General features: G+C 53.2%; 9 protein-coding genes and 1 pseudogene. 7 read left to right on the top strand and 3 right to left on the bottom strand.

The window, feature by feature from the left end; all coding sequences use genetic code 11:
- Positions 1-140: 140 nt before the first annotated feature.
- The 7 genes and pseudogenes from zapE (at position 141) to lpdA (ending at position 10,659) form a co-directional block, all read left to right on the top strand.
- Positions 141-1,289 carry a cell division protein ZapE gene (zapE, locus tag ACHZB8_RS16515; RefSeq protein ID WP_394706212.1) on the top strand — a complete coding sequence of 383 codons (1,149 nt, stop codon included), beginning with the start codon at positions 141-143 and terminating at the stop codon, positions 1,287-1,289.
- Between the two features lie 148 nt (positions 1,290-1,437).
- Positions 1,438-2,403, top strand: a complete 966-nt coding sequence (gene mdh, locus ACHZB8_RS16520; protein ID WP_316861931.1) for a malate dehydrogenase — start codon at positions 1,438-1,440, stop codon at positions 2,401-2,403.
- 263 nt (positions 2,404-2,666) lie between these two features.
- Positions 2,667-3,864, top strand: a pseudogene (gene sucC, locus ACHZB8_RS16525) (ADP-forming succinate--CoA ligase subunit beta).
- 4 nt (positions 3,865-3,868) lie between these two features.
- Complete coding sequence (sucD, locus tag ACHZB8_RS16530; protein ID WP_316861933.1) at positions 3,869-4,780, top strand: succinate--CoA ligase subunit alpha; 912 nt, start codon at positions 3,869-3,871, stop codon at positions 4,778-4,780.
- A 123-nt stretch (positions 4,781-4,903) separates the two neighbouring features.
- Positions 4,904-7,894 carry a 2-oxoglutarate dehydrogenase E1 component gene (locus tag ACHZB8_RS16535; RefSeq protein WP_316862073.1) on the top strand — a complete coding sequence of 997 codons (2,991 nt, stop codon included), beginning with the start codon at positions 4,904-4,906 and terminating at the stop codon, positions 7,892-7,894.
- A gap of 33 nt (positions 7,895-7,927) precedes the next feature.
- The gene (odhB, locus tag ACHZB8_RS16540) at positions 7,928-9,157 is read left to right on the top strand and encodes a 2-oxoglutarate dehydrogenase complex dihydrolipoyllysine-residue succinyltransferase (protein ID WP_316861934.1); all 1,230 of its coding nucleotides are present in this window, start codon (positions 7,928-7,930) and stop codon (positions 9,155-9,157) included.
- A 101-nt stretch (positions 9,158-9,258) separates the two neighbouring features.
- Positions 9,259-10,659: a dihydrolipoyl dehydrogenase gene (lpdA, locus tag ACHZB8_RS16545; RefSeq protein ID WP_316861935.1), complete on the top strand. Its 1,401-nt coding sequence runs from the start codon at positions 9,259-9,261 to the stop codon at positions 10,657-10,659.
- Between the two features lie 212 nt (positions 10,660-10,871).
- Here the strand turns inward: lpdA and ACHZB8_RS16550 are convergent, their stop codons facing one another.
- From ACHZB8_RS16550 to fsa, 3 genes are all read right to left on the bottom strand, one after another.
- Positions 10,872-11,282 carry a hypothetical protein gene (locus ACHZB8_RS16550; protein WP_316861936.1) on the bottom strand — a complete coding sequence of 137 codons (411 nt, stop codon included), beginning with the start codon at positions 11,280-11,282 and terminating at the stop codon, positions 10,872-10,874.
- Between the two features lie 331 nt (positions 11,283-11,613).
- Entirely contained in the window at positions 11,614-12,573 is a 960-nt protein-coding gene (locus tag ACHZB8_RS16555; protein ID WP_316861937.1) for a tyrosine recombinase XerC, read from the bottom strand.
- Positions 12,574-12,739: 166 nt separating this feature from the next.
- Positions 12,740-13,393, bottom strand: coding sequence for a fructose-6-phosphate aldolase (fsa, locus tag ACHZB8_RS16560; RefSeq protein WP_316861938.1), 654 nt, complete (start codon positions 13,391-13,393; stop codon positions 12,740-12,742).
- Between the last annotated feature and the right edge of the window lie 75 nt (positions 13,394-13,468).

The following is a 13,468-nucleotide window of genomic DNA, read 5'->3' on the forward strand; positions in this document are numbered from 1 at the left end:
TTTCGTGTTTATCCGAAATGGTTATTCGCTTTTTTGGAATGCCTCTATAAAAAGGGATCGATATTCTGGTCCCTTGAGACTGCATTCATGTGTCATCGATCACATGAACAATTGGATTTATTCAGGTGTGAGGCAAACAGTTGAGCGGTGAGCTTGGACTTTTTTCAGTGTCTGACTTGTATGAAAACAAGGTCAGGCGGGGAGAGATCGATGCTGATCACGGTCAGCGCGAGCTGGCCCACCGTTTCGATGGTCTTCTGGACGAAATCAGCGAACAACGTCTTTCAAGGAAAACATCCTCGCTGGGGTGGCTGTTTGCCAAACATCGACCGCAGAATGATCCCGTCAAGGGGCTCTATGTCTGGGGCGAGGTGGGACGTGGCAAGACAATGATCATGGATCTGTTCTATGACATTGCACCGGTCAAACGCAAAGGACGGTTCCATTTTCACGAGTTTATGCGTGACATCCATGCGCGTATCAAACAGGCGAGGGCTGATATCGCGGCAGGCAAGATAAAGGGTGATGACCCAATCAAGCCGGTTGCGGACATGCTGAGCCAAGAGCTTCGGCTCTTGTGTTTTGATGAATTTTCGGTCTCCGATATTGCCGATGCCATGCTGCTCGGTCGCCTGTTCTCACGTTTGTTTGCCGATGGCGTGGTGGTGGTTGCCACTTCCAATGTCGAGCCGGGCGAGCTCTACAAGGATGGCTTGAACCGCCAGCTTTTCATGCCGTTCATTGATCTGTTGGGTCAATATTGCGATGTTGTCCGCTTGGCATCCCGGACGGATTTCCGCCTCGAGAAGCTGGGGGGAGCTCCTGTCTATCTCTATCCGCTCACGGATGAGAAAAGGAACCAGTTTGAAACCATCTGGCAGAAGCTGATTGAAGCACCCTGTGCGCCGAGCGATGCGGTGAGCTATCAGGGGCGCAGTATTCACGTTCCTCAGGCCTATATGGGAGCAGCGCGTTTTGCCTTTGAGGATCTGTGCGCCAGACCGCTGGCTGCATCGGACTATCTGAGGCTTTGCGAGATCTATCACACCTTTTTTGTCGAAAATATTCCTCATTTCGGTCGTAACAATCGAAATGAGGCCAAGCGTTTTATCTTGTTCATCGATACGCTTTATGACAATCACGTTCGGCTCGTGCTTTCGGCGGTTGCCAAGGCAGCAGAGTTGAATTCAAATCTCAACGGCACGGAGGCATTCGAGTTTGACAGGACTGTTTCGCGACTTATCGAAATGCAGTCCGATGAATATCTCGATGCGTGTTCCAGTTTATAATTACGTTAACGTAAGGGTTAAATTCACCAAAAGTCTCAGCTTTTTTATGGAATTAAAACTATCTGCGACTTGAAAGCACACTGGAAACGCGGTACTCACGGCTATCCATTCCCAGTTTTGGGAGAACCTTACCTTAAGGGAAACTGATATGGCGCGGAAAAAAATTGCACTCATCGGAGCAGGTCAAATCGGGGGCACTCTGGCTCACTTGGCCGGGCTCAATGAAATGGGCGATATTGTCCTTTTTGACATTGCTGAAGGGACGCCGGAAGGCAAGGCACTCGACCTTGCTGAATCGTCTCCGGTCGATGGGTTTGATGCCAAATTGTCTGGCACCCAGACCTATGAAGCGATTGCAGGTGCTGATGTTGTTATCGTAACGGCCGGTGTGCCTCGCAAACCTGGCATGAGCCGTGATGATCTGGTTGAAATCAACCTCAAAGTCATGCAGCAGGTTGGTGCCGGTATTGGCAAATATGCCCCTGATGCATTTGTAATCTGCATCACCAACCCGCTCGACGCGATGGTTTGGGCCTTGCAGAAATTCTCTGGCCTGCCAGCCAACAAGGTTGTCGGCATGGCTGGCGTTCTTGACTCCTCTCGTTTTCGTTATTTCCTGGCGGACGAATTCGATGTTTCTGTTCAAGACGTTACTGCATTCGTTCTGGGTGGTCATGGTGACACCATGGTGCCGCTCATTCGTTATTCCACCGTTGCAGGTATCCCGCTCCCAGATCTGGTAAAAATGGGTTGGATCGAGCAGAGCCGTCTTGACGAAATCGTTCAGCGCACCCGTGATGGCGGTGCTGAAATCGTCAAGCTGTTGAAAACCGGTTCCGCATTCTATGCTCCGGCTGCTTCTGCAATCGCAATGGCTGAATCCTATTTGAAAGACAAAAAACGCGTCTTGCCATGTGCCGCTTATCTGTCCGGCGAATATGGCGTTGAAGGCATGTATGTTGGCGTGCCGACAGTTATCGGTGCTGGCGGTATCGAGCGCGTTGTCGAAATTGAAATGGACAAAGACGAAAAAGCGCAGTTCGACCATTCTGTCGATGCCGTGAAGGGCCTCATCGAGGCTTGCCAGCGTCTTTCTCCTGACCTGGCTGATTAAGTTCAGTCTGTGAGATCCCCCCTCTTGAGGCAAGTTGGTCGTTCGAGAGGGAATGAATGATTTTGGGCAGCTCTGCATCAGTTGGCGATGCGGAGCTGTCTAAAAGTCAAGATTTCTGCGCCTTGGTTGCGTGAAAGCTCGATGCTCACTTCATTTGGCCTTTCCCGCAGGCAAATCGCATTAAGACCAAAAAGCAACGAGCGGTCTGGGTACCCTTCGCTGTGAAGGGTGGTCGGGCCGATCTGAAGACTAGGGGAGATCCCATGAATATTCATGAGTATCAGGCAAAAGCTCTGTTAAAGGAGTATGGTGCACCTGTGGCTGATGGTGTGCCTGTTCTTTCAGCAGACGAGGCAGCTTCGGCTGCCGAAAAGCTCGGCGGTCCGCTCTGGGTGGTTAAGTCCCAGATTCACGCGGGTGGTCGCGGCAAGGGGAAATTCAAGGAAGAAGCTGCCGGCGAAAAAGGCGGTGTTCGGCTCGCTTTCTCCAAAGACGAAGTGGTCCAGTATGTCCAGCAGATGCTGGGCTCCACTCTGGTGACCAAGCAGACCGGCGAAGCCGGCAAGCAGGTCAACCGTCTCTACATCGAAGATGGTGCCGATATTGATCGCGAACTTTATGTTTCGCTGTTGGTGGACCGGTCATGCGGACGTGTGGCATTCGTGGTCTCGACAGAGGGCGGCATGGATATCGAGGCGGTCGCTGAAGAGACCCCCGACAAGATCGTTACGGTTCCAATCGATCCCAAAACAGGCGTCACGTCTGACGATGCGCATGTGCTGTGCGATGCGCTCGGGCTGAAAGATGACGCAAGGGAAGATGGTCTTTTCCTTTTCCCGATCCTCTATAAGGCATTCATTGAAAAAGACATGTCTCTTCTGGAAATCAACCCGCTCATCGTCATGGAAAATGGCCGTTTGCGCGTGCTTGATGCCAAAGTGTCTTTTGATGGCAATGCTCTTTTCCGTCATCCCGAGATCATGGACTTGCGTGATCTGACCGAGGAAGACGCCAAGGAAATTGAAGCATCCAAATTTGATCTGGCCTATGTGGCTCTCGACGGCAATATCGGTTGCATGGTCAACGGGAGCCGGTCTGGCCATGGCGACGATGGATATCATCAAGCTTTATGGCGCAGAGCCTGCAAACTTCCTCGATGTTGGTGGGGGTGCCAGTGTCGAGAAGGTAACGGCAGCTTTCAAGATCATTACATCCGACCCGAATGTTGAAGGTATTCTGGTCAATATCTTTGGCGGCATCATGCGTTGCGATGTGATTGCGCAAGGGGTGCTGACAGCCGTTCAGGAAGTCGGGCTGAGCGTGCCGCTTGTGGTGCGCCTTGAAGGCACGCGGGTCGAGGAAGGCAAGCGACTGATCGCTGAAAGCGATCTCAATGTCATTGCAGCCGATGATCTCAACGATGCTGCTCAGAAAATCGTAGCCGCAGTCAAGGGAGCCTGATCTGATGTCAATTCTCGTTAACAAAGACACCAAAATCATCGTTCAGGGTCTTACCGGCAAGACCGGTACATTCCATACCGAACAGGCACTTGAATATTTTGGCACCAAGATGGTTGCCGGGGTGCATCCGAAAAAGGGTGGTGAAACCTGGTCTTCCGGTATGGAATGCGCAGCCGAGCTGCCGATCTATGCCTCGGTCAAGGAGGCCAAGGAGGCAACCGGTGCGACCGCCTCGGTCATTTACGTGCCGCCCGCAGGGGCTGGCGCTGCCATCATTGAGGCAATCGAAGCGGGCGTCGAGTTCATCACCTGCATCACCGAGGGCATTCCTGTGGCGGATATGGTCAAGGTCAAGCGTCGTCTCGAAGAGTCCGATGCTCGTTTGCTTGGCCCGAACTGCCCTGGTGTTCTGACACCGGAAGAATGCAAGATCGGCATCATGCCCGGTTCCATCTTCAAGAAAGGCTCTGTGGGTATCGTCTCGCGTTCGGGTACCCTGACCTATGAAGCGGTTTTCCAGACCACCAATGAAGGCCTTGGCCAGTCGACGGCTGTCGGGATTGGCGGTGACCCGGTCAAGGGCACCGAATTTATCGATATGCTCGATATGTTCCTTGATGATGATGAAACAGAATCCATCATCATGATCGGCGAGATCGGTGGGTCTGCCGAAGAGGAGGCCTCTGAATGGCTGAAAGCTGAGGCTGCCAAGGGTCGTAAAAAGCCAATGGTCGGCTTCATCGCAGGTCGTACCGCCCCTCCGGGCCGGACCATGGGCCATGCCGGTGCGGTCATTTCTGGCGGCAAAGGCGGAGCTGAAGACAAGATTGCTGCGATGGAAAGCGCAGGGATTCGTGTTTCTCCTTCTCCTGCAAGTCTCGGTACCACTTTGGTTGACTTGCTCAAGGGTAAGTAAAAGCGCGACACTAAGAAATTGCCATAAGGTAAGTCTTTGTGCTTATCTTATGGCGCAAGGATGGGTCAGCAATGGTGCTGGACCAGAAAAATGAGACCGGACATCGGTCCGGTGGTGGTGGCGATGGCACGTCAGGACGCAAATGAAGCGTTCGCGTTATCTTCTTTCCTCTATGGAGGTAACGCGTCCTATATTGAGGATCTTTACGCCCGTTATCTAAAAGATCCCACGTCAGTCGAAGAAGAGTGGCGGGTCTTTTTTCGGGATCTTCAGGATAACAAAAACGATATCGAAGCCAATGCCAGGGGTGCTTCCTGGAAACGCGCTGACTGGCCGGTTGAATCCAATGGTGAGATGGTTTCAGCCCTTGCCGGTGGTGGTGACTTCTTTGTCGAAGAGAAGAAGCTTGGCGACAAGCTGAAGGCCAAGGCCCAAAGTCAGGGTGTCGAGCTTACCGATGCTGCGGTCCAGCAGGCCACGCGGGATTCGGTTCGCGCCCTGATGATGATTCGTGCCTATCGCATGCGTGGCCATTTGCATGCGGATCTCGATCCGCTCAATCTGGCCGAAGCGAAAGATCACGAGGAGCTGCATCCCTCGTCCTACGGCTTTACCGAGGCAGATTATAGCCGCAAGATTTTCATCGATCACGTTCTGGGGCTCGAATTTGCGACAATCCCGGAAATGCTCGAAATTCTGCGCCGTACCTATTGTTCCACTCTCGGGGTGGAATTCATGCATATATCCGATCCGGCCGAGAAGTCCTGGATTCAGGAGCGCATCGAGGGTCCGGACAAACAGATCGCCTTTACCGAGAATGGCAAGAAGGCCATCCTGTACAAACTGGTGGAAGCGGAAGGGTTCGAGAAATTTCTCGATCTGAAATATACCGGCACCAAGCGTTTTGGTCTTGATGGGGGCGAATCCCTTATCCCGGCGCTTGAGCAGATTATCAAGCGTGGTGGCGCCATGGGCGTCAAGCAGATTGTTCTTGGAATGGCCCACCGTGGGCGCCTGAATGTGCTTTCCCAGGTGATGGGCAAACCGCATCGCGCAATTTTCCATGAATTCAAGGGTGGATCCATCACTCCCGATGATGTCGAAGGGTCCGGAGATGTGAAATATCATCTGGGTGCGTCGTCCGACCGTGCCTTTGATGGCAACAATGTGCATTTGTCTCTGACCGCCAACCCCTCGCATCTTGAGATCGTGAACCCTGTTGTGCTCGGCAAGGCTCGCGCCAAGCAGGATCAGCATTGCGCCGAGGATGGCAATTTCATCGAAACGACTGAAGTTGATCGTACTTCTGTGTTGCCGTTGTTGATCCATGGTGATGCGGCCTTTGCGGGTCAGGGTGTGGTTGCGGAGTGCTTTGGCCTGTCCGGCTTGCGTGGTCACAGAACCGGTGGGTCTATTCACGTCATCATCAACAACCAGATCGGCTTCACCACCTATCCGCGCTTCTCGCGCTCTTCACCATATCCTTCGGATTTGGCCAAGATGATCGAGGCGCCCATTCTGCATTGTAATGGTGATGATCCTGAATCGGTTGTCTTTGCGGCCAAGATCGCAACGGAATTCCGTCAGCTGTTTGGCAAGCCGGTCGTCATCGACATGTTCTGTTATCGCCGGTTCGGCCATAACGAGGGTGATGAGCCAGCCTTTACCCAGCCGCTGATGTACAAGAAGATCCGCAAGCATCCGACCAGCTTGCAGCTTTATGCGGACAAGCTGATTGCTGAAGGCGTGATCAAACCGGAAGATCTTGAACAGATGCGCGCTGATGTGCGCAAGATGCTGGATGATGAATTTGAAGCCGGACAAAGCTTCATGCCCAACAAGGCGGATTGGTTCGACGGCAAATGGACCGGTTTGACAACCGCCAGCGCCGAAGATGATCGCCGTTCCGGCAATACCGGCGTTGATGTTGAGGAATTGCGGGAAGTCGGCAAGAAGCTGACAACCATTCCCGATGATTTCAACGTGCATCGCACAGTTCAGCGCTTCCTTAACAACCGCGCCAACATGATGGAAACCGGAGAGGGAATCGATTGGGCAACAGCTGAATCACTGGCCTTCGGTACCCTTGTCAAGGATGGCCATCCGGTTCGCTTGTCCGGGCAGGACAGCGAAAGGGGCACCTTCTCCCAGCGGCACACCGTGCTTTATGACCAGCAGAGCGAAGAACGCTATATTCCGCTCAACCATATCGCAGAGGGTCAGAACCGCTATGAAGTGATCAACTCGATGCTTTCGGAAGAAGCAGTGCTCGGGTTCGAATATGGCTATTCCCTTGCGGAGCCCAAAGGCCTGACAATGTGGGAAGCCCAGTTTGGCGATTTTGCCAACGGGGCGCAGGTTGTTTTTGACCAGTTCCTCAGCTCGGCTGAACGCAAATGGCTCCGTGCATCCGGTCTGGTCGTGCTGTTGCCTCACGGTTATGAAGGGCAGGGTCCGGAACATAGTTCCGCCCGTCTGGAACGCTATCTCCAATCCTGTGCCGAAGATAATATCCAGGTCGCCAACTGCACCACTCCGGCCAACTATTTCCATATTCTGAGACGGCAGGTGAAGCGGTCTTTCCGCAAGCCGCTCATCCTGATGACACCTAAAAGCCTGCTGCGCCACAAGCGTGCGATTTCAAATCTGGCTGAACTGGGCGCTGGCAGCACATTCCACCGTGTGTTGTGGGATGATGCTGAAATCCGACCGAGTCAGGAAATCAAACTGACATCGGATGACAAGATCCGGCGGGTCATTCTCTGCACCGGCAAGGTTTATTACGACCTTTATGAGGAGCGTGAGAAACGCGGTATCAATGATGTCTATTTGATGCGTGTCGAACAGCTTTACCCATTCCCGGCCAAAACCCTGGTCAAGGAACTCAGCCGCTTCAAGCAGGCAGATATCGCCTGGTGTCAGGAAGAGCCGAAAAACCAGGGTTCCTGGACCTTTGTCGAGCCTTATATGGAATGGGTTCTCAATCAGATTGAAGCAAGTGTTTTGCGGCCTTCCTATATTGGTCGTCCGGCATCTGCTGCCACAGCTACCGGCCTGATGAGCAGACATATGGCTCAGCTTCGGGCCTTCCTTGATGATGCGTTTGCCGAGTAACCGGCTGACCCAAGTGATATGTGAGAGAAATAAATGGCTACGGAAATCAAAGTCCCAACTCTGGGCGAGTCTGTGACCGAAGCGACAATCGGTCAGTGGTTCAAAGCAACCGGTGATGCTGTTCAGGCTGATGAGCCTCTTGTTGAACTGGAAACCGACAAGGTCACCATCGAAGTGCCCGCTCCGGTATCCGGCACCTTGGGCGATATCGTTGCGGCAGAAGGCGAAACCGTCGAGGTCGGTGCGCTGCTTGCCATGTTGCAGGAAGGGGAAGGAGCAGCAGCTGCTCCGGCTCCCAAAACCGAGGCAAAAGGGGAACCAAAGGCAGCCCCCGCTCCGGCTCCTGCCGCGGCACCGGCAGCGACCGCAATGCCACCTGCGCCAAGTGCTGCAAAGATGATGACCGAGCAGAAAATCGATCCGAGCGCTGTTTCCGGTACCGGGGTTCGCGGACAGGTTCTCAAGGGTGACGTGATCAATGCGATCGCTGCCGGGGCTACCGCACCTGCGGGCGTTCCTGCTTCTGCGCCCGTCGCCCGTCCGGCTTCTGCACCTGTTGATGCGGAGCGTGAAGAGCGGGTGCGCATGACCAAACTGCGCCAGACAATCGCTCGTCGTTTGAAGGACGCACAGAATACAGCTGCCATGCTGACCACATTCAACGATGTGGACATGTCTGCGGTGATGTCCTTGCGCAAGGAATATAAGGATCTGTTCGAGAAGAAGCATGGCGTCCGTCTCGGCTTCATGGGCTTCTTTGCCAAAGCGATCTGCAAGGCACTTGAAGAAATTCCGGCCGTCAATGCAGAGATCGATGGTACCGACCTGATCTACAAGCATTTTGTCCATCTTGGTGTTGCCGTTGGCTCACCTCGCGGTCTTGTCGTTCCGGTTGTTCGCGATGCGGACCAGATGTCCATTGCCGAGATTGAAAAGGCAATTGCCGACTTCGGTCGCCGGGCACGCGATGGACAGCTGACGATTGAAGAAATGCAGGGTGGCACTTTCACCGTTTCCAACGGTGGTGTTTATGGCTCCATGATGTCGACCCCTATTCTCAATGCGCCCCAGTCCGGTATTCTGGGCATGCACCGCATTGAAGACCGTCCGGTGGTTCGCAATGGCGAGATCGTCATTCGGCCAATGATGTATCTGGCGCTTTCCTATGATCACCGTATCGTTGATGGCAAGGAAGCCGTGACTTTCCTTGTTCGCGTCAAGGAAGGGCTCGAAGATCCTCAGCGCCTCGTTCTGGATCTGTAAGCTGATAGAAATTGGTGGCGGGGCTCGATTTGCGGGCCCCGTTTTTTTCGTTTGGCGCAACGCTCGCCACAATAATCCAGCATAGTGCAGGAGTGAATGAAATGTCATACGATCTTGTCGTCATCGGTACCGGCCCTGGTGGTTATGTTTGCGCAATTCGCGCTGCGCAACTGGGCATGAAAGTGGCTGTGGTCGAAAAAAGAAGCACCCATGGCGGCACCTGCCTGAATGTGGGCTGTATTCCTTCAAAGGCGCTTCTGCACGCTTCGGAATTGTTCGAGGAAGCAGGGCATGATTTTGCCAATATGGGTATCAAGGTTGGCAAGCCAACGCTCGATCTCAAGGCGATGATGGCGCACAAGGACGAAGTCATTGACGGCAACGTCAAGGGCATCGACTTCCTGTTCAAGAAGAACAAAATCGATACATTCCATGGAGTTGGCAAGATTCTGTCTGCCGGGAAGGTTGAGGTCACGCCGGACAAAGGCGATGTTCAGATCGTTGAAACCAAGAATATCGTCATTGCGACCGGCTCTGATGTTGCAACATTGCCGGGCATTGATATCGACGAAAGCCATGTTGTTTCCTCAACTGGCGCGTTGGCGCTCGATAAGGTGCCGGGCAAACTGGTCGTTGTTGGCGCCGGTGTGATCGGTCTCGAGCTGGGCTCGGTCTGGCGCCGCTTGGGTTCTGAGGTCACGGTTGTCGAGTTCCTGGATCATATTCTGCCTGGCATGGATGGCGAGATCGTAAAGAATGCCGAACGCATGTTCAAGAAACAGGGCTTTGACTTCAAGCTCGGTGCCAAGGTGACGGGCGTTGAGAAGCACAAGAAAGGTCTCAAGGTAACCATCGAACCATCCAAGGGTGGGGACGCTTCCGAGCTGGATGCCGATATCGTGCTTGTTGCCATTGGTCGTCGTCCCTTTACCGAAGGATTGGGGCTTGAAGCGGCAGGGGTTGCGCTTGATGAGCGCGGCCGGGTAGCAACTGACGGGCATTTCAAGACAAATGTCGATGGCATCTATGCGATCGGCGACGTGATTGAAGGCCCGATGTTGGCTCACAAGGCTGAAGATGATGGCGTGGCGCTGGCCGAGATCCTTGCAGGGCAGGCGGGTCATGTCGATTACAATCTGGTGCCTGGGGTTGTCTACACCATGCCTGAAATCGCGGTGCTCGGTAAAAGCGAAGAAAAGCTCAAGGAAGAGGGCATTGCCTATAATGTCGGCAAATTCCCCTTCTCGGCCAACGGTCGGGCCAAGGCTCAGCGTCACACTGACGGCTTTGTCAAGATTCTCGCCGACAAGGTCACGGACAAGGTGTTGGGCGTGCATATGATCGGCGCTGGTGTTGGTGAACTCATTCACGAAACATCGGTTCTGATGGCTTTCTCGGGGTCTGCTGAGGATTTGGCGCGGACCATTCACGCCCATCCGACGCTCTCTGAAGCCGTCAAGGAAGCGGCTTTGGCGGTCGATAAACGGCCAATTCATATGTAATTGGTGATCGTTTCGATGGCGCAGATCGCTTTGCGCTTCGGATCGGGACAGAGACAAAGCCGCTCAGATTTGGGCGGCTTTTTTCGTGCTGATGATATCGAGCCAACGCGCAGCTCTCCACGATGCCGGACATCATCGGGGTTTCGATGTGACGATAAATGCTTGCAATGTTTCGTGAGCTGATGCGTTTGCACCGCTGCTCGCACCTGTCCCTATTTACGCCAAAGCACGAAGGAACGCTTGGTGTTGGCTTTTCTGGGGTCGTGGAAGTCGTCATAGACAGTTGCGTCCATGCGCTTGCCATTGATCGATACAGTGACGGTGCGGCGGGCGAAGAAGGTGTTGTAACCCACTTCAAGGCTCGTGTCGTTGGACTGATGAGCAATTGAACGGCCCCAGGTGCAGTCGCGAGGGGCGCAGGCCGTATAGGCCTTGACCTGAATATGGGGCACGGTATGGGCGTTGCAGATTTCCTTGATTTCCAGCTTGGTCAGATCTTCACGGTGACCGGCAAATGGGTTCTCCCAAACACCGAGAGTCTGGGATGTGACACATTCCCCTGCCTGTGCCAATGCTGACATGGAGATGAAGGAGGCGAATAGGATTACTGCCCGATAAGTCATTTTGTGTTCCACCGAAATCTCGTGAGGTCGTCTCGAAGGACGTTCGAGCCTTCAATTGTGGTATTAATAGCATTATAAAGCGAAATTTGTTACGGGGTTGTTAAAAAACCATAAAATGAAAGTCGAGTAAATCCAGTTTAATTCGAATTTTAATTGATTATTATTGTGCATTATCGACTTATAGCAAAAACAAACCTTAAAACTCTCACTAATTGTAATTTTTAACGTTGTAATATTGGCTTTCTACAACAAAACGGGTGATTGAATAGTCAATTGGGGTCTATTCGATTGTATTTGCGCCAGATTTGGCAATCCCTCATGTGGACAAATCTCAGGAACGGGGATGGGCTTTTTGATAGATATCCATGAGTTCAGACATTTCTACCTCGGTGTAGGCCTGAGTTGTTGACAGGCTTGCATGCCCGAGAAGTTCCTGGATGGTGCGCAAGTCGCCGCCATTCGCCAGAAGATGGGTCGCAAAGGAATGGCGCAAGGCATGCGGTGTGGCACTATCGGGCAGGCCGAGCGACGAGCGCATCGATGCAATGGTTTTCTGAATGATTCTCGGGCTGAGCGGACCACCGCGGACGCCTCGGAAAAGGGCCTCGTCCGGGTCCAGATCAAACGGGCAGAATGAGACATAATTTTGCAGCGCCGATTGAACGATCGGTAGAACCGGGAGCCGCCTTTGCTTGCCGCCCTTGCCTGTCACGGTCATGGCATCCTGTCCCGGAAAGGGTGCTGTTTTGGGTGTCAGTGCCAGAGCTTCGGAAATCCTCAGGCCAACCGCATAAAGAAGAAGCATAACGGCGCTGTCCCGTGCTACGACCCATTGTTCGGTTGCGAGTGACTGTTCGGGGCTGACCAGCCTTTGCGCTTTTTCCACGCTAAGGGGTTTCGGCAGGGAGCGCGAATATTTGGGGGTTTGAATGGCGTTGAAGGGGGCGCTTTCGGCCAGACCCTTTTCTTCCAGATACCGAACGAAAGAGCGGATACCGGCAAGGCTGCGGGCCAGGGATCTGGAGGATATGTTGGCACGTCGTCTCTGCGCCATGAAGGCGCGGATATCGGCGGGGCGCAATCCTGGAAACAGCGCAAGATCAGCGGTTTCACCCATATGCATGGTCAGAAAGGAAAAAAACTGGTCGAGGTCGCGATCATAGGCTTCCAGTGTTGCATCGGACAGCCGTCTTTCATTGGCAAGACTTTTGAGCCAGCCCTGCTGTTCCTTGCGCAGGGATGGTGTTGCAATGATCAATGGCGAATCGTCTGTGAGCGGCTTTTTGGACATGGTTCAGCTCGCTTTCAAACTGGAATGAAATATAAAAACCCCGATGCTGTATTCAGCATCGGGGAGAAGATTTACTTAATCTTTAAGGCGTCAATTTGATTGTTTTGCGGCGCTTTTGTGGCCTCTGGCAGTCGCTCGCATCATTGCTTGACGCCCATGGTGTTTCTTACAGGATCGATTGACCCGTGCTTGCCCAGTCTTTCATGAAGGCATCAAGGCCTTTGTCGGTGAGGGCATGGTTTGCAAGACCCTTGATGACAGCTGGTGGAATGGTTGCCACGTCGGCACCTGCCAATGCACATTCTTTCACGTGGTTGGCGGTACGGATGGACGCTGCCAGAATTTCGGTTTCAAAACCGTAATTGTCATAAATGGTGCGGATGTCTTCGATCAGCTCCATGCCATCGATATTGAGGTCGTCCAGACGCCCGATGAATGGGGAGATGAAGGTGGCACCGGCCTTTGCAGCCAGAAGGGCCTGGTTGGCAGAGAAGCAGAGAGTCACATTGACCATGTGGCCTTCATCGGTCAGAGCCTTGCAGGTTTTCAAACCATCCAGTGTCAAAGGAACCTTGATCGCCACATTGTTTGCGATTTTCAGCAATTCCTTTGCTTCGGCGAGCATGGCTTCGGTTTCCAGTGCAGTCACTTCTGCGGAAACCGGACCGTCGGTCAGCCCGCAAATCTCGGCGATAACTTCTTTGAAATCACGTCCGGACTTGACGATCAGTGATGGGTTGGTGGTAACACCGTCAATAAGACCGGTGGATGCCAGTTCGCGAATATCTTTGGTATCAGCAGTATCGACGAAGAATTTCATTGTCCTCAGTGCTCCGTTTCCGTTAGCCATGTATACTTGCGAGAACCGAATTGGAAATCGCAGACGGAATGTCAT

The sequence above is a fragment of the uncultured Cohaesibacter sp. genome, assembly GCF_963556055.3.
Classification (GTDB): domain Bacteria; phylum Pseudomonadota; class Alphaproteobacteria; order Rhizobiales; family Cohaesibacteraceae; genus Cohaesibacter.

Coding starts and splice junctions, on each gene's coding strand:
- mdh (WP_316861931.1), top strand. CDS start 1,438: ATGGCGCGGAAAAAAATTGCACTCATCGGAGCAGGTCAAATCGGGGGC.
- sucD (WP_316861933.1), top strand. CDS start 3,869: ATGTCAATTCTCGTTAACAAAGACACCAAAATCATCGTTCAGGGTCTT.
- ACHZB8_RS16535 (WP_316862073.1), top strand. CDS start 4,904: ATGGCACGTCAGGACGCAAATGAAGCGTTCGCGTTATCTTCTTTCCTC.
- odhB (WP_316861934.1), top strand. CDS start 7,928: ATGGCTACGGAAATCAAAGTCCCAACTCTGGGCGAGTCTGTGACCGAA.
- lpdA (WP_316861935.1), top strand. CDS start 9,259: ATGTCATACGATCTTGTCGTCATCGGTACCGGCCCTGGTGGTTATGTT.
- ACHZB8_RS16550 (WP_316861936.1), bottom strand. CDS start 11,282: ATGACTTATCGGGCAGTAATCCTATTCGCCTCCTTCATCTCCATGTCA.
- ACHZB8_RS16555 (WP_316861937.1), bottom strand. CDS start 12,573: ATGTCCAAAAAGCCGCTCACAGACGATTCGCCATTGATCATTGCAACA.
- fsa (WP_316861938.1), bottom strand. CDS start 13,393: ATGAAATTCTTCGTCGATACTGCTGATACCAAAGATATTCGCGAACTG.